Origin of the sequence: Aggregatibacter segnis ATCC 33393 (assembly GCF_900476035.1) — a bacterium.
Classification (GTDB): domain Bacteria; phylum Pseudomonadota; class Gammaproteobacteria; order Enterobacterales; family Pasteurellaceae; genus Aggregatibacter; species Aggregatibacter segnis.
Window position 1 is genome coordinate 2,000,247 of record NZ_LS483443.1, and the last position, 22,586, is coordinate 2,022,832.

Below are 22,586 nucleotides of genomic sequence, written 5' to 3' on the forward strand. Positions count from 1 at the left end.
GCCAAACAGGTAGAGTAGAAAGTAAATTCGTTAGGGTACTTAAAAAGACTGAAGTTTAAACTTCAGTCTTTTTTTTGTTAGAATAGCGCCCTCATCATCTGCCAAAGGTAACCTTAAAATGAAAAAACACCACGTCGATATTCTTATTTCCGAACAAGAAGTTCGTTCCCGTATTGCTGAACTCGGCAAAGAAATCACCGCATTCTATCAACAAAAAAAAGTTAATCGCCTCGTAGTAATAGGCTTGTTGCGTGGTTCCTTTATGTTTATGGCGGATTTAGTACGCGAATTACATTTGCCGGTAGAAATCGAATTTATGACCACATCAAGCTATGGTAGCAGCATGACAACGAACCACGATGTACGCATTACAAAAGATATTGAAAGCGATATCCGTGGTAAAGACGTGCTAATCGTAGAAGATATTATTGATACCGGCTACACACTAGAAAAAGTGCGTGAGATTCTTAATTTACGCGATCCTGCCTCGTTGACAATTTGTACTTTATTGGACAAACCATCCCGTCGTGAAGTGAATGTACCGGTAGACTGGGTTGGCTTCACCATCCCTGATGAATTCGTGGTGGGCTATGGCATTGACTACGCACAACAACATCGCAACCTTGGTTATATCGGCAAAGTCATTTTGGAAGAATAAGAAAAACGGCTTATCACATGATAAGCCGTCAATTTATCTCAAAAAACGACCGCACTTTATGTGCGGTCTTCTTTCTTATTTTCTAAACTCACGTTTCTCTTTAAAAGTGCGGTGAGATTTTTCTTTAAATTTACGATCGCCTTTGAAACCTTTGTCTTCAAAACGACCGCCACGGCGTTTTCCGCCAAAATTATCACCGCCACGCTCGCCTTTGGCTTCACCGATAAAAGACATACGCATTTGCTTATTCAACACTCGCGTTTTCGCAAATTGTTGTAACAATTCTTTCGGCATACCTTGTGGCAATTCAATGGTGGAATAATCATCATACAACTTGATGTGACCGATGTAGCGACTATTAATATCACCTTCATTCGCAATAGCGCCAACAATATGACGAACTTCCACACCGTCTCCGCGCCCCACTTCAATACGATATAAATCCATTGGTTGTGGACTGCCATAGCCTTTACGTTCACCACGACGTTCTGCTGAACGAGGATTCTCACGACGGTCACTGCGCTCATTACGATCACGACGTGCTTTTTTATCCACCACCGGATCTGGTGGAAGAATCAGTTTTTGCTTGCCTTGTAGCAACATCATCATAGCGGCGGCAATATCTTCTTGTGATTGGTCGGCAGTAAACATATCTTCCAACAATTCACGATAAAGCTCTAAATCATGGTGTTCCAACTGCGTGGTAATTTTATCTTTGAATTTTTTACGACGACAGGCTTGTAAGACTTCATGGTTCGGCAATTCCACCTCTTCAATATTTTTCTTGATAAGGTGTTCAACATTGCGCAACAAACGACGCTCACGCGGTTCCACGAATAATAACGCACGACCGGAACGTCCTGCACGACCGGTACGACCAATACGATGCACATAAGATTCTGCATCCAGTGGAATATCGTAGTTCACTACAAGACTGATACGCTCAATATCAATACCACGCGCCGCGACGTCTGTCGCCACTACGATATCTAAGCTACCACTACGCAAACGATCTAAGGTTTGTTCACGTAATTGTTGTGTCATATCGCCATTCAATGCTGCCGCACGGAAACCGTGTTTTTCCAACAATTCCGTTACGTCTAATGTGCCGGTTTTAGTGCGGGTGAAAATAATCGCCGCATCAAAATCTTCCACTTCCAAGAAACGCAACAAGGCATCATTTTTGCGGACGCCATGAACATACCAACAACTTTGCGCAATATCCGGTGCACTTTGTTGGGTCGCTTTAATTTTGACTTCTTGCGGATCTTTCATAAAGCGTTTGGTGATTCGGCGAATCGGCTCCGGCATAGTGGCAGAGAAAAGTGCGGTTTGGTGATGTTCCGGTAATTCGGCCATCACGGTTTCCACATCATCAATAAAGCCCATGCGCAACATTTCATCCGCTTCGTCTAACACAATGGCTTTAAGTTCAGCAAGGCTTAAGGTGCCACGACGTAGGTGGTCCAAAATACGTCCCGGTGTCCCCACCACAACTTGCGCTCCTTGTTTTAACGCACGTAATTGGATGTCATAACGTTGACCACCGTACAAAGTCACAATATTGATACCTTTGGCATATTTCACGAATTGCTCACATGCATCTGCAACTTGAATAGCTAATTCACGGGTCGGCGCCATCACTAATAATTGTGGGTGTTTTTCGGTCGGATCGATTTGCGCCAAAATAGGCAAAGAGAAAGCCGCTGTTTTCCCACTACCGGTTTGTGCCATGCCCAGTACATCACGGCCTTCTAATAAGTGCGGTATGCAAATTTGTTGAATTGGAGATGGTGTTTCAAAGCCAAGATCGGAAACCGCATTAAGGATGAATTCAGGCAAGCCTAAATCCTTGAAAGTCATTTTAGTTTCAGTCATTAAAAATACTCGAATGTATAAAAGGAAAGCTCAATAGACGCTTTCAGGTTAATCACAATGTGTCGTTTTACGTCTTACAACGCATCGCCGGTTGAGCCATGCTCACCGTTATTCTGCTTGAGTCTGTTGTCCTAATTTCGATAGCTCAAACACCGCAAAACGATACTCCACAAAGTTATACACCTGATTTGCAACAGCCAGTTTGAATAAGGTCTCTGCCTCATCAATCTGTCCCATATTGAGTTTTTGTTTTGCTAGATAAAAGTAGGTTTCAGTCAGAACTTCTGCGTATTGCGTAGCGGTTTTTGTTGCAAACTGCTGTGCTTTAGCCTGTAGATCCTGAACTGATAATTTGCCCAAATAATATTGGACAATGTAGGTACCCCAATAATCCTGAGAAAGCCCAACAGCACGTTGAGCCAGATTTTTTTGTGCCTCGGCCGGTTTGAATTTTAATTCATTCAAATACAGCCATAAAACACGGTAAGGATCTGATTTATTGCGTTGATAAAATGCCAAGAAATCCTGCTCGGCGAGGTTATACCGTCCCACATAATAGAAGTCTAATGCTCGATTAAGGAAGGTATATTCATAGTCAGGATCAAGGCTGAAAACAGTATTAAAGGCCTCTAATGCGCCGTCATAGTCTTCATCAAGTAATAAATAAAGCCCTAGATAGTTATACACTGCCGCCATTTTAGGTTGCAATGCAAGAGCTTGAGTAAAGTCATAACGCGCTAAAGCCCAAAGCCCCAAACTATCGTAAAGCACTCCCCGTTCAAAATGGAGAGAAGCACGTTCTTCATTACTCATTTTTCCAACGAGCAATACCTGACTAATCCGAACAATCATTACTTCCTGTTCAAAATGCTGGCTTGGATTTTGATCAGCTAGTACCACTTTATTTTTAGACACAAAACTATTGTTCAAGCCGACACAGCCCGACAATAAAAAAGTAAAAAATAAAATGGGTAAAAACACCGCGAAATTAAACAACCCATTACGTTGTGTCATTTCTTTGTAAGCCTTAAAGCAGAGGTATTGCTTATTGAAAAAGAAATGTTACGGGACATTCCGTCCCGTAACATTAATCCTAAATTTAATTATTCCTGTTCAATAACGTCATCAAAGGATTCTTGAACAGTGTCTTGTTTAGGCGCAAGTTCTTTCATGGTTAAACGGATACGACCTTGACGATCGATTTCCACTACTTTAACCATCACTTCTTGCCCTACTTGTAGATAATCACTGACTTTTTCCACACGTTCTTCGGCAATTTGAGAAATGTGAACCAAGCCTTCCTTATTACCTACGATAGAAACGAATGCACCGAAATCGGCTAAACGAGTCACTTTACCTTTGTAAATGGCACCCGCTTCTACTTCAGCAGTGATGTCTTCGATACGTGCCATCACATCTTGTACGGCATTCTTATCTACCGCAGCGATTTTCACTGTACCGTCATCATCAATATCAATTGAAGTACCGGTTTCTTCGGTCAATGCACGAATCACTGCACCACCCTTACCGATCACATCTTTGATTTTCTTCGGATCAATTTTCATGGTGTAGATACGTGGTGCAAAATCAGAAATATCGGCACGCGGCGCCGGAATAGCTTGCTCCATCACACCAAGAATATGCATACGTGCGCTTTTCGCTTGGTTTAATGCAATTTGCATGATTTCAGCAGTGATACCTTCAATTTTGATATCCATTTGAAGTGCGGTCACACCTTGACGAGTACCCGCCACTTTAAAGTCCATATCACCTAAGTGGTCTTCATCACCAAGAATATCGGAAAGCACAACAAATTTGTCATCTTCTTTCACCAAGCCCATCGCGATACCTGCGACAGCCGCTTTAATCGGCACACCGGCATCCATTAACGCAAGAGAAGCACCACACACGGAAGCCATGGAAGAAGAACCGTTGGATTCGGTGATTTCTGATACTACACGTACCACATACGGGAATTCGGCTAAGGTTGGCATCACTGCTGCCACACCACGTTTCGCCAAACGACCGTGACCAATTTCACGACGTTTTGGTGAACCAATCATACCGGTTTCACCCACGGAATACGGAGGGAAGTTATAGTGGAACAAGAAGTGATCTTGACGCTCACCGGTTAATTCATCAATGATTTGCGCATCGCGTTCAGTCCCTAAAGTAGCAACAGCCAACGCTTGAGTTTCACCACGAGTAAAGATTGCAGAACCGTGGGTACGCGGTAATACACCAGTGCAAATATCTAATGCGCGCACAGTATCAACGGTACGACCATCAATACGCGGTTCACCTGCGATAATACGTCCACGCACGATTTGGCTTTCAAGTGCGGTGAAAATATCAATAATTTTTCCTTCGCTGACTTCTTCATCTTCCGCGGTAATTTGTGCAACAACGTCAGCTTTAATCGCATCAATTTGCTCATAACGCGCTTGTTTTTCAGTGATACGATACGCATCGCCTAAACGCGCTTCAGCTAACGCTTTCACTTTATTGATTAAATCAGTGTTTGGTTCAGGTGCAACCCAATCCCAACGTGGTTTACCGGCTTCAACAACCAATTCTTTAATGGCTTCAATCACCACTTGTTGTTGCTGGTGACCATAAACCACCGCCGCCAACATTTGTTCTTCAGTGAGAATATCTGCTTCGGATTCCACCATTAATACGGCTTTGTCAGTACCTGCAACCACTAAATCCAAACGGCTTTGTTTTTGTTCGTTAATGGTTGGGTTTAATACGAATTGATCGTTGATGAAACCGACACGCGCCGCACCGATTGGGCCATTAAATGGCACACCGGATAAAGACAACGCAGCAGACGCACCGATCATGGCGACTAAATCCGGGCTGATTTGTGGGTTTACAGAAACAACCGTCGCAACCACTTGGATTTCATTAAAGAAACCTTCTGGGAATAACGGACGAATCGGACGGTCGATTAAACGGGCAATTAAGGTTTCACCTTCAGATGGACGACCCTCGCGTTTGAAGAAACCGCCCGGAATACGACCAGCGGCATAAGTACGCTCTTGATAGTTAACGGTTAATGGGAAGAAATCTTGCCCTTCTTTCACATCTTTTTTGGCAACTACGGCAACGAATACGGTTGTATCGTCCATGCTTGCCATGACGGCAGCGGTGGCTTGACGTGCAATAGCGCCGGTTTCTAAAGTTACGGTATGTTGACCGTATTTAAACTGCTTAACAATTGGATCCACAATGTTTTCCTTCTTAAATAAATATTCACAATGTTTTATTTTCCAATTTGCGACTAGCAAAAATAATCTTAAAACCGACCGCACTTTTTTGACGTCCACGCGGAAAATCACTTTTGTTAGCCGCACGCTAATTCAGAAAATAAAACGCGGGCATTATACAGGGCTTTTGCCTTGATGGGTAACTTTTTTGCGCAATTGCGATTTATGACTACCTGAAAAATAAGGTTAATGATAAAATCACTCCAGTTTCTAAAACAAAAAAGGAGAAAATATGTTAATTGGAGATTTAACCCGCGCGGATTTTAAACTTGGCTTACCGAAAGTCATTGCCGAAACCTGTGAGTATTTAAAAGGTTTAGACTTAGAAAAATTAGAGGTTGGTCGTCATGACATCACTGACCAAATTTATATGAACGTGATGGAACCTGAACTGGCAGAAGCCGCAAGTAAAAAAGCAGAACTGCACCACAAATATTTAGACGTTCAAGTATTAATTCGTGGCGTAGAAAACATCGAAGTCGGCGCAACCTATCCTGACTTAAACAAATACGAAGCTTATCACGAAGATGACGACTACCAACTTACCCAAGAAATCGACAACAAAAGCACGATTACATTAGTGCCAAATATGTTTGCCGTGTTCTATCCTTATGAACCGCATAAACCTTGTTGTAACGTGAATGGTCAATCCGCCAAAATCAAAAAACTCGTGGTAAAAGTACCGGTAGAGTTAATTAAATAAACCTCGCTGAATCACACTCAAGACTGAAATAGGGAATCGACATGATTCCCTATTTTTCATTCAAAACGCAGAAAAACGCCACCACACTTTTATGCGCTAAATTTGATAATCCTCTTTGAGCAAATGACGATAAGCGTAAAGATAAGAAGCCCCGACAAATGCCGCCCCACCTGTCACATTACCCAAGAAGACAGGAAGCATATTTAAGAAAAATTCTCCCCATGTTACATTTGCTCCGGCAAAAATCCCTGCCGGAATAATAAACATATTTGCCACAAAATGCTGTAGCCCAATCAACACAAAAATCATCACAGGGAACCACATGGCAAGAATACGTCCAGATGTTTGCTTTGCACCAAAATAAAACCAAATCCCCATACACACCATCCAGTTACAGGCAATCGCTGAAACAAAGGCGCGCAAGAAATCCATATTCACTTTCGCTTCTGCAATAGCAATGGTTTTACTCGCTGCCGCACCTTCAGCTAACCCGACATAATGTCCAAGAAAAAACGCCATAAATAATGCGCCGGCAAGGTTACCTAAACTCACAATTACCCAGTTACGTAATAATTTCTTAAAGCTTACCTGTTTGCTCAATCGCCCCAAAGCCATCATCATCATGTTCCCTGTGGCCAATTCGCCGCCTCCGATAAGAATACAAATTAAGCAAATAGGAAAGACAGCCGCCCCCAATAAGGTTGCCAAGCCTGCCCATTCCGCCGGTATGCCACTGACGACTTTTAAATATGCCATATAACCGAAACTCACATAACCGCCCCCTAGAAAGCTAAGAATGGCCAAGGTTTTTACGCTGCCAAGTGATTTTGCATAACTTTTGTCGATGACATCTTGCAAGATTTCATGGGGATAAAGATCACGCTGTTGCATATTTTTCTCCTTGTTTATTAATACGTTGCTAATGCTTAAAATCTAACAAAGGGAGTTTTAAAAAGAAAAGAATTAGTGACTATATTTAAAAATCATCAGTTATAACAAAAGTAAGGCATAAAAAAGGCAGCCCACAAGAGCTGCCTTACATATAAAAAGAACCTTAAGCAAAAGGCTGCAATTCCGGATTAATCGGTGTATCTGCAAGATTATTTGCATAATTACATAACGTCGCTAAACTTACCCCTAACACCACATCAAGGGCATTCTCCTTTGTGTAACCTGCATCATAAAAGGCTTGCTGTTGCGCTTGGGTCAATTTTGCTTTTTGCAAGATGACTGTCAGTGTAAAACGGGCAAGAGCATCCAGTTTAGCATCTTGTTGAATGCGCGCAGTCGAACGAATTTGGTTAACCAGGGCCTCTTCAAGTTTCAATAGTTTTAAGGCAATTTTAGTATGCCCTGCCACACAGAAACCGCAACCATTGACCACTGCTGCCGTAATTTGAACCACTTCTCTCTCTACTGCAGTTAAACTGTTCCGTCCATTAATTCCACCCACCGTACGGTAGGTTTCTAGCGCTGTCGGTGCATTCGCAAGAACGCCGATTAAATTTGGAATAAATCCGTTAACATTTTGTACAGCTTTTAGGGCTTCTTTTGCGGCTTCCGGTGCGGTTTCGATGGTATGAATGGGAAATTGTGACATATAAAACTCCTATAAATAAAACGGGTGACTAATTGGTCATCAATATTACGTAGAATTCTGGATATTGAAAAAGAAATAAAGGTTATGCTGTAGATTAAAAAGTTATAAAGTGCGGTCAAAAAATGCGTCAAATTTTCATGTTGTTCTTGAGCGGATTTTTTGATGATGTGGATAACCCTGTGAATAGTGGGCTGAAAACAGGAAATAAACTGTCATTTATTTTCCTGCCAAACCAATTCCTACTCAATTTTTTGCTGGCTTGTTTAAATTTTTCTCATAAATTTTCACCGATTTATACCTCATCCGTTTTTTGCGATTTTTTCAACAAGTTATGTAGAACAAATGCGCACGTTTTCTTTTTTCTATTTCGGGTTTTACGATTTTTCCTCCTCCTGTGAGTTATTCAGTATTTCTGTGGATAAAATTGTGTTTCAACCACAGAATAACTAAAAATAACCTTGAGAAATTCAATTCACTAAATAACCATAAATAAATTTATCCTTATTTATCAATAAAATAATAAAAAACAAACGGCATTTCCCTGTTAATGAAAAATGCCGTCTTATGCTGTCTATTTATTGTTCAATTCAAATTTTCTGCAAATACCGTTGCCAATCGAAATATTGTCCCGGATCGATTTTCCGTCCCGGTGACACATCACAATGCCCCACAATACGCTCTTTGGTAATATGCGGATATGTCCGCATAATTTCCTGCGTAAGTGCTTGTAATGCCAAATATTGTGCATCAGTAAACGGCTGTTCATTACTACCTTCCAACTCGATACCAATGGCAAAATCATTGCATTTATCCCGCCCTTCAAAACAAGATAAACCGGCATGCCAAGCACGATCAGCAAAATTCACATATTGAGTAATTCGTCCTGTACGCTCAATTAAACAATGCGCTGACACCCGCAATGGACTGATTTCTTGAAAATAAGGATGTGCCTGCGGATCTAGTTTTCCTTGAAAAAAATCATCAATATACCCGCCGCCAAATTGCTCCGGTGGCAAACTGATATAATGGATAATCAGCAAGGAAATATCTTGTGGCTCAGGGCGTTGATCAAAATGCGGTGACAACACTCTCCTTTCGTTGACTAACCATCCGTCTTTAATGTGTAACTGTTTTTCCATCATAAGATTTTTATTTTGCGATCAAGATCCCGGAAAAGTGCGGTGTCATTTCACGCAGTTTTTCCGCTAAGCCAAAATACCTCCGCTTCAAATCAATCATATTATTTTTCATTGAACAAGGTATTTTTTATGACAATTCAATCCGTTTTTATCTCTCTGAAATCCGTTAAAAAAGGGTTTACATTAATCGAATTGATGATTGTGATTGCGATCGTCGCAATTCTCGCAACCGTCGCCGTGCCATCTTACCAAAATTACACGAAAAAAGCGGCTATTTCTGAGTTGTTACAGGCTTCTGCGCCGCTTCGTGCCGAAGTGGAACTGTGTATTTATAACACCGGCAAAACCGACAACTGCAGCGGAGGACAAAATGGCATTCAAGCCGATGTTACCGATGCCACAAAACAAAAATACGTAAAATCCACGGCGGTAAAAAGTGGCGCTATCACTGTAACCGGGAAAAGCAGTCTCGAAAATATTAGCTACACCCTCAGCGCCTCCGGCACCGCTGCCACGGGGGTAAGCTGGACGGCTTCCTGCGGTAATAATGCAGAGATTTTCCCAGCTGGCTTTTGCTCTTAAGTGCTAATCCAATAGGGCAATAAAGGGGATGCAACATCTGATGGAACGGCATTATTCGGTCATCAATCAACAGGGCGAAGAATTTTGTATTACGCCTGAGCTTTGGCTTAGAAATCAGCAACAACAAACCGCCCTCTTACGTTATTTGGCGTTACCGTTAAAAGAAGATGTCCAAACGCTGTGGCTAGGATTGGATTCGTTAACCAATCTTGCCGCTTGTGAAACCTTTTCCTTTCTCAGTGGAAAGCACATTGAGCCTGTGTTATTGCCTAGCCATGTACTCAAAAGCGCACTACAGGATTTAACAAAATCTGAAAAAGTCGAGGAAAATCAACCGCTCTTTTATTCAACTGAACTACAAGAACAGCCTGATACCCAGCAAATTGATGAGCCGATCATTCAACAACTCAATCAGATTTTTGAAAACGCTACACAGAAAAAAGCATCCGATATTCATTTGGAACCGCAAGCCGACGGATTACAAGTGCGTTTTCGTATTGATGGCGTATTGCAAGTACAAGAACAAATCTCACGTTCTTTGGCAAACCGCTTAATTTCCCGTCTGAAATTATTGGCGAAATTGGATATTAGCGAGACACGTTTACCACAAGATGGCCGCTTTCAGTTTAAAACCACCTTTTCTGATATTTTAGATTTTCGCCTTTCGACCCTTGCGACCCAATTTGGCGAAAAAGCCGTGTTGCGTTTACAGCAAAATCGCCCCGTTCAGTTGGAATTCAGTGAATTGGGCATGACCGAATCGCAGCAACAACTTTTCCGTCATGCATTAAGCCAACCCCAAGGATTGATTTTAGTAACCGGACCGACCGGTAGCGGCAAAAGTATTTCTTTGTATACGGCATTACAGTATTTAAATACACCGGAAAAACACATCATGACGGCAGAGGATCCCATTGAAATTCAGTTGCCAGGCATTATTCAAACTCAAGTAAATAATCCTATTGGCTTGGATTTCAGCCGTCTCCTTCGCACCTTCTTACGCCAAGATCCCGACATCATTATGCTAGGTGAAATTCGTGATGAAGAAAGTGCTGCCATGGCACTACGCGCCGCACAAACAGGACACTTAGTCCTTTCTACCTTACACACCAATGATGCTCCTTCCGCCATTTCCCGCTTGCAACAGTTGGGTATTCAGCGCCATGAAATCGACAGCAGTTTGCTGCTCGTTATTGCGCAACGATTGGTGCGTAAACGTTGTCTAAAGTGCGGTGGAAATCCCAACCATTTTTGCGACTGTCATCAAGGTTACAAAGGGCGTGTCGGGGTATATCAATTCCTACAACCTCAACTACACCATCCGCAAGGCTATGAAATGGATTTCGATGATTTACGTCAAAGCGCCTTAGAAAAAATCAAAAACGGCATAACTGATTTGGCTGAAATTCAGCGAGTATTAGGGCAGCCCCATGACTAAATTAAAATTATTTCGCTGGCGAGCCATCAATCGGTTACAACAAAAACAAAAAGGACTCATCGTAGCAGAAAGCGAAGCAAAGGCACGGCAGCAGTTAATGGCGCGAGGTTTGCAAAGCATTGCCTTGCAACAAAACTGGCAACTGAGCAATAAGCCGAAAAATGCCGAGATCTGTGCCTTACTTTCACAGCTCGCGACATTATTACAAGCCTCGGTCCCCTTAAAACATAGTCTGCAAATTCTGTTGCAAAACTGCACCAATATCGCACTGAATCAATGGCTCCGTCTCTTATTACGAGACATTGAAAGGGGTTTAGCCTTTTCTCAAGCCTTAGAGCAGCAAGGGTTATACCTTACCTATCAAGAACGCCAACTTATTCAAGTAGGTGAAATGACCGGCAAACTTGCTGCAGTTTGTCATGAAATAGCCCAACATAAACAACAAGCACTGGCGTTGCAGCGTAAAATGCAAAAGATCTTGCTTTACCCTGTGTTGGTACTGGGTATTTCATTAACATTGACCGTCCTGCTATTGTTATTCATCGTGCCACAGTTTGCCGCAATGTATGACAACAACAGCGCCCAACTCCCCGCCTTTACACAACTTCTGCTTACACTCTCTCAAGGGTTACAAAATTATTGGTTGGCTCTACTCATCGTTGTTGTACTCACCGTCATACTCATTCGCTTTCAGCTGAAACACTCGCCCTGGCTTCATCGACAAAAAACGCGCCTAATCAATAGTATTCCGTTTCTTAATCACATCATTCAGCTTTCCCGTTTAGTGAGTTTCAGCCGTAGTTTATTTCTGATGTTACAGGCTGGCATTCCACTTAATCAGGCGCTTCAATCTTTCTTGCCGAAACAACAAAGTTGGCAAACTAAACCTCAATTACAAGGTGATTTAGTATTAATTGCAGAGGTGCAATCGACACTCCATTGGATTCAACAAGGCTACCCGTTTTCCGCCAGCGTGAGTGGACAAATTTTTCCCCCTGCAGCGCAACAAATGCTACAAGTAGGAGAACAAAGCGGACAATTACCCAAGATGCTGCAATTTATCGCCAACGATCATCAACAACAGCTAGATCACCAAATCGATCTGTTGTCACAAATGCTTGAACCTTTATTAATGGTGATTATCGGCGGACTTATCGGTTTAATTATGCTCGGCATGTACCTACCGATTTTCAACATAGGTTCGCTAGTACAATGATGTGGCTATTCTTTCTGCTTGCTGGTGTTGCCTGTGGCGGGTTGGTACATAATTATGTAGTGCACTTTGCCCGCAAATTAAGTCATGAGGTTTACATCGCATACATTGAAATTTACCCGGAAAATCCACCGCACTTTATGCCGGAAAAATCCGTTCTCAAGCCACTCCAAAGACAAGCTTCCGCACTGATTTACGGCATTCTGTTCGCACTGTTGTTTTTACTTTGCTATGCCACCAATGACGAGCCGTCAAAGGGACTTTGCCTTGCGCTTTATATCACCATTTTGAGCGCAATTTCTTTGGTGGATTGGCACTATCGTCTGATCTCGCCCACATTGTGCCAAGCCTTACTTGCCCTCGGCTTAGGAGCGGCATATTGGCAAATCGGAGCATTATCCCTTGAACAAAGCCTACAAAGTGCGGTCCTCTTTGGAGGCGTTTTTTATGCTATCTATCATGCTGCCAAAGGGTACTACCGACAAGAAGCATTAGGACGAGGCGACTACTGGCTGGCTCTCGGGTTAGGGGCTTTTATGCCGGCACAGCAACTCCCCGCCTTTTTATTCCTCGCCTGCCTTTTCGGCTTAATCTACACGACCTACGCCAAGTATCGAAACCGTACACTCAACGCGGTTCCATTCGGCCCGTTTCTCTCCCTTTCGGGGATCGTCTGTTTATTGCTTAATTGAACACATGAACGTATGATCGCGCCATTGTTGATAATACAAAGGACATAACATGACATATGTGGTTGGGCTAACCGGCGGAATCGGTAGCGGCAAAAGCACCATCGCCGAATTATTCGCTGAACTTGGTGTACCGGTCATTGATGCCGATCTCGTTGCTCGCCAAGTGGTAGAAAAAGGCTCGCCGTTATTGGCAGAAATCGCGGCCCATTTCGGGCCGGAGATTTTACTTGAAGACGGCGCGCTCAATCGTGCCGCCTTGCGAGAAAAGATCTTTGCCAATGAAACGCAGAAACACTGGTTGAATCAATTATTACACCCCGCCATCCGTCATGAAATGTTGCGACAACTCGCCGCACAACAGGCGCCTTATTGCATTTTCATGGTGCCGTTATTAATTGAGAATAATTTGACCGCACTTTGCCAACGGGTGTTGGTAGTGGATGTGAGCGAACAAACCCAAATGACGCGTGCAAGTAAACGCGATAACAATCAATTAGCGTTAATCAAAAATATCATGCAATCGCAAGTCAGCCGATCGGAACGCCTACAACACGCCGATGATGTCATCAATAACGATGTGGATTTAAGCGAAAGCCTGCCGCAGTTAAAACAAAAAGTGCTAGACTTGCACCACCTTTATTTACAACTCGCGGAGAAATTCAATGAGCAATGATATCTTTACTGTTCCTTGCCCTATTTGCCATAAACAGGTTGAATGGTCGGAACAAAGCCCTTACCGCCCTTTTTGTAGCAAGCGTTGCCAGCTTATTGATTTAGGTGAATGGGCGGCAGAAGAAAAAGCAATTCCATGCGAAACGGCCGATTTTGCAGCTAGCGGACTATTAAATGAAGACAATGACTGGGTAAACCACTCATGAAAATTCAGCACGAGAAAAACGCCGAGCAAGGAACATTTTTTGTGTTAGACGAAAAACAACAACCTGTTGCCAAACTCACTTATTTTTTCATTGACGACCACACCATCAATGCCAATCACACTTATGTGTCGGAAACATTACGTGGGCAAGGCGTTGCAGATAAGTTATATCAAGCCTTAATCACCTTTATTCAAGAAAATCAGCTCAAACTGGTGCCTACCTGCAGTTATATTGCAAAAAAATGGCAACGCCACCAACAACATGATTGAGATCCTAAAATTATATTGCTAGAATTTATCGCACTTTATGTGCAAACATAAATTGTTCGGATGAAGGTAGCTGGAGAGCGGGGAATCGACCCCACGCCGACGAGGTAAAATCTTTCAGGCGCGATGGCAGGGACTGTTACTGGACGAACCCTTGGAGAGATCCAAGGTACTTTTCAAGTTCGACTTGAAAGTACTCATGGACGCCGAAGGCGCAAAAAAGCGGAATGTTCACTGCTTTTCAAACGCTCAGGCAAAAGGACAGGGGCAGAAGATTTCGGTTAATATAACGTACTCAATTTATTGAGTTATTTCCTATTTTATCTATCCGTAAAATTCTTTCCGCCTCCTTGTAATCAGGTTATTTACGAGGAACTATCAATGACATTCGAAAATATTTTATCTGCAATAGACTCTTTTATATGGGGTCCACCTCTACTCATTTTATTATCCGGTACCGGATTATATTTAACCCTTCGCTTAGGCTTTATTCAAATCGTTCAATTGCCTCGTGCCTTGCGCTATTTGTTTAAACGCGATTCGGGTTTACAACAAAAAGGGGATGTTTCTTCTTTTGCCGCCTTGTGTACCGCACTTGCTGCCACCATCGGTACAGGGAACATTGTGGGCGTTGCAACAGCAGTACAAGCAGGCGGCCCGGGTGCCATCTTCTGGATGTGGTTAGTTGCATTGCTTGGCATGGCAACCAAATACGCAGAATGTTTGTTAGCCGTTAAATATCGTGTACGTGACAAAAACGGTTTTATGGCTGGTGGTCCGATGTATTACATCGAACGTGGTCTTGGTTTGGGGTGGTTAGCAAAACTCTTTGCCCTATTTGGCGTACTGGTTGCGTTCTTTGGTATCGGCACGTTCCCACAAATCAATGCCATCACCCATGCGATGCAAGATACTTTTAGCATTCCCGTCAGTATCACCGCCGCAATCATCACCCTGTTAGTAGGCTTAATTATTCTTGGTGGAGTAAAACGTATCGCGTTGGTGTCATCCTACATCGTGCCATTTATGGCTGTCTTTTATGTTGCGACATCCATCATTATCATTCTGTTAAATTTAGACAAAATTCCGACCGCACTTCAGTTAATCATTCACAGTGCATTTAATCCGGAAGCCGCATTGGGCGGTGCATTAGGTTTTACCGTGATGAAAGCCATCCAATCCGGTGTAGCTCGCGGGATTTTCTCCAACGAATCCGGTTTAGGGAGTGCTCCGATTGCTGCGGCTGCCGCACAAACCAAAGAGCCTGTACGCCAAGGCCTGATTTCCATGACGGGTACATTCTTAGATACGATTATCGTCTGTACTATGACGGGGATTGTTTTAGTCCTAACCGGTGCGTGGCAAACGCCAGGCATGGAAGGTGCTGTCGTGACCAACTATGCATTCTCTCAAGGTTTAGGCTCTTCTATTGGCGCAACGATTGTCACCATTGGACTCCTCTTTTTCGCCTTTACGACTATTCTTGGCTGGTGCTATTACGGTGAACGTTGCTTTGTTTATTTGGTGGGAATCCGAGGTATTAAACTCTACCGTATCGCATTTATCGCATTAGTCGGCTGTGGTGCATTTATTCATTTAAATCTCATTTGGATTTTAGCGGATATCGTCAACGGCTTAATGGCGATTCCAAACTTAATTGCCTTAATCGGCTTGCGCAAAGTGGTTATTGAAGAAACGAAAGACTATTTTTCACGCCTCAATGCCAATCAGTTTGATCAAGACGAAATGACCCAATAATAAAAAAGAAAGCGGATATTAAATATAATATCCGCTTTCTTTAACTTGCCCATCATAGCAACTTATCTCCGCAAAAAAAGCATCTTTTCCCAATTTTCAGACCTGGATCATATTTTTAAACTTTTCTTTTTAAACAACCTAAAAAGCGCTTGAAAATTAAAGGCAAGGTTACTATGTTGTAACTAAGGATTTCAACTGGGTCTCAGACCCCATTCACATAAGAGGTAAATGCTATGACATTAAATATTACCAGTAAACAAATGGATATCACCCCTGCAATCCGTGCTCACGTTGAAGAACGACTTGTCAAACTGAATAAATGGCATACCCAACTGATCAATCCTCACTTTATTTTAAACAAAACGCCTAAAGGCTTTTCCGTTGATGCCTCTATCGGTACCCCATTTGGTAACCTCATTGCCAGCGCTGAGGCAGAAGATATGTATAAAGCGATCAACGACGTTGAAGAAAAACTTGAGAAACAGCTCAATAAATTACAACACAAAGGCGAAGCCCGTCGGGCTGATGAACGTTTGAAAGATTCGTTTAACGAATAAAAAAACACCTGTAAAAATGACCGCACTTTTAAAAGAGTGCGGTTTTTTTGATTATCAATAATCAAATTTTAGGAGAAAGAATGAAAATCTTAAAATTCAGTACGCTCGCCTGCTCGATCATGACATTAATCGCCTGCGCTCACGCCAATACCCCAGGAAAAAATAGCGATGGCTGGAATGCGTTTGAAGATATTTCTACCGGTGTATATGAACGTCACTACGTTGATTTAGACAGTCAAATCAAATCGATTTCTTTTGAGAAAATTGCCGGCGCATCCGATAGCGATATGAAAAAGCCCGTCTTAAAAGCACGGCGAGGAAGCAAAATTCTTGGTGAAATTTATCAACAAGAATTCAGTGGCAACAGGCTGATTCCGGTGATGTATTTACACAATGGAAAATCAATGAATCCAAGTAACGAACAAGATCTGAAGAAATTAGCCAATGCTAAAAAATTTGAATATTATGAATTTGGTCAAGGACGTTTAAGCCATGCTGTTTTTACAGCGAAGAACGGTATTTGTCAGGATTTCAAAACACAACAAGGCGTGCATTTCAACATGTCTAGCAATTATTATGATCTAGAGAAAAACACCTCCTCTGTTGATAATTACCTCACGTATCAACTCAACGGAATGTATGCAAAAGGCACGTTTAGCATTGATGAATACTCTGCGGGTGTCATCAGTGAAGACAAGGCCTTTGTGGAAAAATACACCGACTCCATCAAACAAAATGGCGATAAATTGCCTAACGCTAACGCTGCTGAAAAAGGTCGTATGATTGAACAGGTGATTTGCCGCTAGTTTTTCCTCTTATAAAAGTGCGGAGGATCATCCAACATAATTTATGCTGAAAATCCACCGCACTTTTTACTTTCCACTAAACAAATCATTTCTAAATGACACGCTTATTGCTAGAATACGCAGCGTTTTTTCGTAATGTATCAAGCTATAAAGGTTTAACCATGTTAAAGAAATTTATTTTTTCGGGTGTCATTTTATTCCTTACCGGTTGCTCATTATTTGGCACCAAGCAGGATCCAATTCCCGGTGAATATGCCGGTGCAGATTATTTGTTATCCGATGAGAATGCACAACGTTGGGTATTTGCCAGCAAACAAGCGGAACAATGTATCTATCCAAATTTAACCCGTATTTTGCAACAGCACTTTCCAAAAGAAGATGCTTACATTCATTCACAATATATTTTCTTCTACCCATTAGAAAGCGTCATTGGCGAGAAGTATGTAAAAATTATTCAAGACGATGAAAAATCCATGAATTACGCCACTTACCAATATAAGAAATTTAGACAGGATAAAGTGGAAGACATGGATAAAGCACAATGTGAGCTGTTAAGAAAAAATGCAGCCGATGATTTAGAAGTGGTAAAAGGCCAATATAAAAACGGCATGATCGAAGTTCAGAAAAATCCTGATGGGACGACAAAATCCGCTGATGGCGTGGCAACTAACCAAAATAAATTCTTCTTCGATATCATTAAATGGGGCTCAGCTCTGTTGCTCTAATCAACATAAACAAAAATACCGATGGAAAACCATCGGTATTTTTATACCTGAAAAATGCAGTCAAAACCGACCGCACTTTGTCTCTATTTCCCGATACAAAACGAACTAAAAATATTCGTGAGCAAATCATCAGAGGTAAACTGGCCGGTAATTTCACTTAAGGCATCTTGCACCATACGCAACTCTTCCGCCAACAATTCACCGGCATGGAATTGGGTTAATTGAATGTGTCCTGTCTGTAAGTGTTGTGCTGCCTGTTCTAAGGCTTCCAAGTGGCGACGGCGTGCTAAGAAGCCCCCTTCGATACCCGTTTGATACCCCATCGCTTGTTTTAAATGCTCACGCAATAAATCCACGCCTTGCTGAGTTTTTGCGGACAAATTGACGACCGTATAACCGTCTTGCTCATATAAACGTTCCGTTTCACCGGTTAAATCCGCTTTGTTGCGAATAATGGTAACCGGAATATTGTTCGGTAATTTTGCCAGAAATTCCGACCGCACTTTAGCTAAATCTTGCTCGCTATCACTGCTGTCTAACATCAATAAAATCCGATCTGCCTGTTCAATTTCATTCCACGCACGAGAAATACCAATGCGCTCCACCTCATCTGTCGCATCACGTAACCCGGCAGTATCAATAATATGTAATGGCATGCCATCTAAGTGGATATGCTCGCGCAACACATCCCGCGTAGTACCGGCAATATCAGTGACTATGGCCGCTTCACGTCCGGCAAGGGCATTCAATAAACTGGATTTCCCGGCATTAGGGCGACCGGCAATGACCACTTTCATCCCTTCACGCAAAATAGAACCTTGTTTCGCTTCGGCACGCACCTGATCCAACTGCGCAATAATGCCATTCAAATGTCCTTCAATTTTGCCATCGGCAAGAAAATCGATTTCTTCATCAGGAAAATCAATCGCCGCCTCGACATAAGTACGTAAATAAATAACCGAATCCACAAGCTGATTCACTTTATTGGAAAACTCGCCTTGCAGCGATTTTAGGGCTGAACGTGCGGCCTGTTCGGAGCTGGCATCAATTAAATCGGCAATCGCTTCCGCTTGGGCTAAATCCAATTTATCGTTCAAAAATGCCTGCTCAGAAAACTCGCCCGGACGCGCGAGTCGAATGCCATCAATAAGCAAAATCCGTTTTAGCAATAAATCTAATACGACCTGTCCGCCATGCCCTTGAAGTTCAAGCACGTCTTCACCGGTAAAGGAATTTGGCCCTTTAAAATACAATGTAATCCCTTGATCTAACACGGTGCCATCAGCATCTTTAAAGGGCAAATAATCTGCCATACGTGGTTTGGGGCATTTTCCTAATACCGCATGTGCCACATCAGCGGCCTTGGGGCCTGATACACGTAAAATTCCAATACCACCTCGCCCCGGGGCTGTGGCTTGAGCTACGATTGTTTCTTTCATAAGTCTGCTCTCAAAACGTTTAATTCTTTCTTTATAAGGTCGCTTGTTTCCCCTAATTGGAGCGTTGACAGAACCAACAGTCAAAAAGCGTTGCGTTTTGTAACCGTACTTTATGACGCAAAAGTGCGGTCATTTTTTTGTGCATTTTTTAATTAAAATAAAAGGCACAATACGTGCCTTTTAATTCTCTAGATTTCACTATTTTTTATGACGGGTATGTAACCCTTTTTTCTCTAAACCACGATAAATCAGTTGTTGTTGGATAATCGTGATTAAGTTAGACACTAACCAGTAAAGCACTAGACCTGCCGGGAACCAAAGGAAGAACACCATGAAGATTAACGGCATGAAGTTCATGATCTTTTGTTGCATCGGATCGGCAACCGGTGTCGGAGACATTTTTTGCAACAGGAACATGGAAGCGCCCATTAAAATTGGCAGGATGTAATACGGATCTTGCGCAGACAAGTCTTGAATCCAACCAAAGAACGGTGCGTGACGTAATTCAACGGCTTCCATAAACGTCCAATACAAAGCAATGAAAATTGGCATTTGTAACAAGAGCGGTAAACAACCACCTAATGGGTTTACTTTCTCATCTTTGTAGAGTTTCATCATTTCTTGGCTCATACGCTGACGATCTTCACCGAAACGTTCGCGCATTTCTTGCAATTTTGGTTGCAACATACGCATTTTAGCCATTGAGGTATATTGTGCTTTTGTGAGCGGATATAAAATCGCTTTAACCACTAAGGTAACACAGATGATCGCCACACCCCAGTTGTGAACTAATTGTTGAATGAATGTCAGCAACCAGAATAATGGTTTTGCAATAAACCACGCCCAACCGTAGTCCACAGTGAGATCTAAATGATCTGCCACTTGCGCCATTTCATTTTGTAATTTCGGGCCGGTCCATAATTTGCTGGTTAATTTCTCGGTTGTATTCGGCTGAATCGCAACAACCGGACCACGATACCCAATTGAACCGATGTTGTTGGCTTTATCTGTCAAAGTATAAAGTTGGTTATCGGCATCTTGGTTAGGAATCCAAGCAGAAACGAAATAATGTTGTAACACCGCAACCCAACCGGCTTTAGTATTCACTGATAAATTGGCATTTTCCATATCACTGAAACTGTATTTTTTATAATTAGTTTCGGAAGAAGAATAAGCACCACCGGTATAAGTTGGCATCGCCACACTACCGGAGCTATCAACTAAAGTATGTCTTAACTGACCATAAGGCTCAACCTCAATCGTTTTATCGCTTTGGTTACTAATTTCGTAATTGACCGCAATGTCATATTCACCGCGTTTCAAGACAAAAATTTTACGATAAGTCACACCCTCTTTTTGATAAACCAAAGGAACAATTAATTCGTTTTGGCCATCGGCTAATTTGAAGTTTTCACCCTCTACTTGATAATCAGCACGACCTGCTTTCGTATCAATACCATCTTTACCGATTAAACCGCTTTGAGCGATATACACATGTTCCGGTGTATTTTGTAACAATACAAATGGCATGTTGGAATCTAGTTCAGCATCATATTTCAACAATTCAGAACTAATAACATCACCACCTAAGGTATTAATTTTCAAACGGAATACATCATTTTCTAAGGTAATCACTTTACCTTTTACTTGGGTATCCGTTGCGATGACCGTATTGTTCCCAGAAGAAGCAGGAACATCTGATGTGGATGTTACAGTTTGCTCAGTTGCCACAGGTTTTGGCGTGTGATAATCAAGTTGCCATTGCTGATAAACAATAAAAGACATAAAGAGTAGTGCAATGACCAATAGGCCGCGTCTTGAATCCATTATTTATTCTCTGTTTTGTTATTATTGATCTTGGGTGGAACGGGATCGTACCCACCCGCGTTTAAAGGATGACATTTTAATATACGTTTAACCGTAAGCCAACCACCTTTTACCACTCCATGCGTTTTTACAGCATCAATACCATAGCAAGAACAAGTTGGTGTGAAACGACAGCGGGGGCCAATTAATGGACTGATAACGATTTGATAAAAACGAATTAATCCAATAAGGATTTTTGCGCCAAACGAATGTGTCTTTGCCATAATTTATCCAGCGTTTGCCATAAAGTGCGGTTATCTAAGCGGCCGATTCCCTGTTTTGCTACAACAACAAAATCATAATTCGGTAAGTCATGCTGTGCTAAACGAAAAGATTCACGGCATAACCGTTTAATACGATTACGATCATGGGCTCGTTTGAGATGTTTTTTCGCCACAGTTAAACCTAAGCGGGGATGCTCAAGGTGATTTTTACGGGCAAGAATAGTGATTTCAGGTGAACTGGCGCGGGACGGCTGTTGGAAGACGTATTTAAAATGTTCGGGAGTTAACAAACGTAACTCCCTAGGAAAGTTTAGCTTAACCACATTAATATGCGATTAGGCAGATAAACTTTTACGACCTTTAGCACGACGACGAGCTAAAACTTGACGGCCATTTTTAGTTGCCATACGAGCACGGAAACCGTGAGTACGGCTACGTTTTAATACAGAAGGTTGAAATGTGCGTTTCATTATAATGTACCTAAGTCAAATAGTTTCAGTAACTGTTTCTACTTTAAACGTTGGGAAACGTTTAAATAAACAAAGATTATCAAAAAATAAGGAACGGAATTGTAATCATAAATTCGGCGTTCGTCAAATGAGATTAGGGAAAAAACACGGCAACTCGTTCATTTTTCCATCACTCACAGCATTTAAAAGCGAGGCGATTATACGGTTTTAGGCAAAAATGGCAAGCAACCTTTTTTGCTTTTTTTAGAGCCAGATAGCAGATCTTTTTCCTCCGTTATTGTAAAATAGTCACCTATCCAACCACACTTTATTGCCGAAAATTCGGCCATTCAATAAGTAATACCTATATAAAACAATAAGATAAAAGGTTGGCAAGGTAATCGAAGGAAAACTATAAACCAATTAACAAGGGATATATTCAC

24 protein-coding genes and 1 riboswitch are annotated in these 22,586 nt (G+C 42.0%); of the genes, 13 read left to right on the plus strand and 11 right to left on the minus strand.

Going from position 1 to position 22,586, the window contains the following annotated elements; genetic code table 11:
- Positions 1-118: 118 nt before the first annotated feature.
- A complete protein-coding gene (hpt, locus tag DQN58_RS09720) occupies positions 119-658 on the plus strand; it encodes a hypoxanthine phosphoribosyltransferase (protein WP_006719127.1) in 540 nt (179 codons plus the stop codon).
- A 75-nt stretch (positions 659-733) separates the two neighbouring features.
- Here the strand turns inward: hpt and DQN58_RS09725 are convergent, their stop codons facing one another.
- The 3 genes from DQN58_RS09725 to pnp all read right to left on the minus strand — a co-directional run bounded on the left by DQN58_RS09725 (position 734) and on the right by pnp (position 5,769).
- A complete protein-coding gene (locus DQN58_RS09725) occupies positions 734-2,536 on the minus strand; it encodes a DEAD/DEAH box helicase (RefSeq protein ID WP_006719128.1) in 1,803 nt (600 codons plus the stop codon).
- A 108-nt stretch (positions 2,537-2,644) separates the two neighbouring features.
- Complete coding sequence (gene nlpI, locus DQN58_RS09730) at positions 2,645-3,550, minus strand: lipoprotein NlpI (protein ID WP_006719129.1); 906 nt, start codon at positions 3,548-3,550, stop codon at positions 2,645-2,647.
- An 89-nt stretch (positions 3,551-3,639) separates the two neighbouring features.
- Positions 3,640-5,769, minus strand: a complete 2,130-nt coding sequence (pnp, locus tag DQN58_RS09735; RefSeq protein WP_032997960.1) for a polyribonucleotide nucleotidyltransferase — start codon at positions 5,767-5,769, stop codon at positions 3,640-3,642.
- A 271-nt stretch (positions 5,770-6,040) separates the two neighbouring features.
- Between pnp and nanQ the strand changes: the two genes are divergently transcribed.
- Positions 6,041-6,511, plus strand: a complete 471-nt coding sequence (gene nanQ / locus DQN58_RS09740; protein WP_006719132.1) for an N-acetylneuraminate anomerase — start codon at positions 6,041-6,043, stop codon at positions 6,509-6,511.
- Between the two features lie 96 nt (positions 6,512-6,607).
- Here nanQ and DQN58_RS09745 read toward each other — a convergent pair whose 3' ends face one another.
- From DQN58_RS09745 to ampD, 3 genes are all read right to left on the minus strand, one after another.
- Complete coding sequence (locus DQN58_RS09745) at positions 6,608-7,402, minus strand: formate/nitrite transporter family protein (protein ID WP_006719133.1); 795 nt, start codon at positions 7,400-7,402, stop codon at positions 6,608-6,610.
- Between the two features lie 163 nt (positions 7,403-7,565).
- A complete protein-coding gene (locus tag DQN58_RS09750; RefSeq protein WP_006719135.1) occupies positions 7,566-8,111 on the minus strand; it encodes a carboxymuconolactone decarboxylase family protein in 546 nt (181 codons plus the stop codon).
- A gap of 587 nt (positions 8,112-8,698) precedes the next feature.
- Entirely contained in the window at positions 8,699-9,253 is a 555-nt protein-coding gene (gene ampD / locus DQN58_RS09755; RefSeq protein ID WP_006719137.1) for a 1,6-anhydro-N-acetylmuramyl-L-alanine amidase AmpD, read from the minus strand.
- Between the two features lie 126 nt (positions 9,254-9,379).
- Here ampD and DQN58_RS09760 point away from each other — a divergent pair, with 126 nt between their 5' ends.
- The 11 genes from DQN58_RS09760 to DQN58_RS09810 all read left to right on the plus strand — a co-directional run bounded on the left by DQN58_RS09760 (position 9,380) and on the right by DQN58_RS09810 (position 18,165).
- Positions 9,380-9,832, plus strand: a complete 453-nt coding sequence (locus DQN58_RS09760; RefSeq protein WP_006719138.1) for a pilin — start codon at positions 9,380-9,382, stop codon at positions 9,830-9,832.
- Positions 9,833-9,860: 28 nt separating this feature from the next.
- Positions 9,861-11,270 (plus strand): GspE/PulE family protein, encoded by a 1,410-nt coding sequence (locus DQN58_RS09765; protein WP_006719140.1) that lies wholly within the window; start codon positions 9,861-9,863, stop codon positions 11,268-11,270.
- Positions 11,263-12,486 carry a type II secretion system F family protein gene (locus DQN58_RS09770; RefSeq protein WP_006719142.1) on the plus strand — a complete coding sequence of 408 codons (1,224 nt, stop codon included), beginning with the start codon at positions 11,263-11,265 and terminating at the stop codon, positions 12,484-12,486. Before DQN58_RS09765 ends, DQN58_RS09770 begins: the two co-directional genes overlap by 8 nt.
- Positions 12,483-13,175 carry a prepilin peptidase gene (locus DQN58_RS09775; RefSeq protein WP_006719144.1) on the plus strand — a complete coding sequence of 231 codons (693 nt, stop codon included), beginning with the start codon at positions 12,483-12,485 and terminating at the stop codon, positions 13,173-13,175. Before DQN58_RS09770 ends, DQN58_RS09775 begins: the two co-directional genes overlap by 4 nt.
- Positions 13,176-13,224: 49 nt before the next feature.
- Positions 13,225-13,848, plus strand: coding sequence for a dephospho-CoA kinase (coaE, locus tag DQN58_RS09780; RefSeq protein ID WP_006719146.1), 624 nt, complete (start codon positions 13,225-13,227; stop codon positions 13,846-13,848).
- Complete coding sequence (yacG, locus tag DQN58_RS09785; protein ID WP_006719148.1) at positions 13,838-14,053, plus strand: DNA gyrase inhibitor YacG; 216 nt, start codon at positions 13,838-13,840, stop codon at positions 14,051-14,053. Before coaE ends, yacG begins: the two co-directional genes overlap by 11 nt.
- Entirely contained in the window at positions 14,050-14,322 is a 273-nt protein-coding gene (locus DQN58_RS09790; protein ID WP_006719149.1) for a GNAT family N-acetyltransferase, read from the plus strand. Before yacG ends, DQN58_RS09790 begins: the two co-directional genes overlap by 4 nt.
- A 141-nt stretch (positions 14,323-14,463) precedes the next feature.
- A riboswitch (glycine riboswitch) is annotated at positions 14,464-14,594 on the plus strand.
- A 106-nt stretch (positions 14,595-14,700) separates the two neighbouring features.
- Positions 14,701-16,077: an alanine/glycine:cation symporter family protein gene (locus tag DQN58_RS09795; protein ID WP_006719150.1), complete on the plus strand. Its 1,377-nt coding sequence runs from the start codon at positions 14,701-14,703 to the stop codon at positions 16,075-16,077.
- Positions 16,078-16,310: 233 nt separating this feature from the next.
- Positions 16,311-16,634, plus strand: a complete 324-nt coding sequence (raiA, locus tag DQN58_RS09800; RefSeq protein WP_006719151.1) for a ribosome-associated translation inhibitor RaiA — start codon at positions 16,311-16,313, stop codon at positions 16,632-16,634.
- Positions 16,635-16,714: 80 nt separating this feature from the next.
- Complete coding sequence (locus tag DQN58_RS09805) at positions 16,715-17,440, plus strand: hypothetical protein (RefSeq protein WP_006719152.1); 726 nt, start codon at positions 16,715-16,717, stop codon at positions 17,438-17,440.
- Between the two features lie 161 nt (positions 17,441-17,601).
- Positions 17,602-18,165: a DUF5358 domain-containing protein gene (locus DQN58_RS09810; RefSeq protein ID WP_032998196.1), complete on the plus strand. Its 564-nt coding sequence runs from the start codon at positions 17,602-17,604 to the stop codon at positions 18,163-18,165.
- A gap of 83 nt (positions 18,166-18,248) precedes the next feature.
- On the opposite strand, the gene mnmE is transcribed toward DQN58_RS09810, so the two are convergent.
- From mnmE to rpmH, 5 genes are all read right to left on the minus strand, one after another.
- A complete protein-coding gene (mnmE, locus tag DQN58_RS09815) occupies positions 18,249-19,604 on the minus strand; it encodes a tRNA uridine-5-carboxymethylaminomethyl(34) synthesis GTPase MnmE (protein ID WP_006719154.1) in 1,356 nt (451 codons plus the stop codon).
- 198 nt (positions 19,605-19,802) lie between these two features.
- Positions 19,803-21,431: a membrane protein insertase YidC gene (yidC, locus tag DQN58_RS09825; RefSeq protein WP_006719155.1), complete on the minus strand. Its 1,629-nt coding sequence runs from the start codon at positions 21,429-21,431 to the stop codon at positions 19,803-19,805.
- Positions 21,431-21,694: a membrane protein insertion efficiency factor YidD gene (gene yidD / locus DQN58_RS09830; protein ID WP_006719157.1), complete on the minus strand. Its 264-nt coding sequence runs from the start codon at positions 21,692-21,694 to the stop codon at positions 21,431-21,433. The genes yidC and yidD overlap by 1 nt, the downstream gene beginning before the upstream one ends.
- Positions 21,649-22,017, minus strand: a complete 369-nt coding sequence (gene rnpA / locus DQN58_RS09835) for a ribonuclease P protein component (protein WP_032997962.1) — start codon at positions 22,015-22,017, stop codon at positions 21,649-21,651. Before rnpA ends, yidD begins: the two co-directional genes overlap by 46 nt.
- 12 nt (positions 22,018-22,029) lie before the next feature.
- A complete protein-coding gene (rpmH, locus tag DQN58_RS09840; protein WP_005539760.1) occupies positions 22,030-22,164 on the minus strand; it encodes a 50S ribosomal protein L34 in 135 nt (44 codons plus the stop codon).
- Positions 22,165-22,586 lie beyond the last annotated feature (422 nt).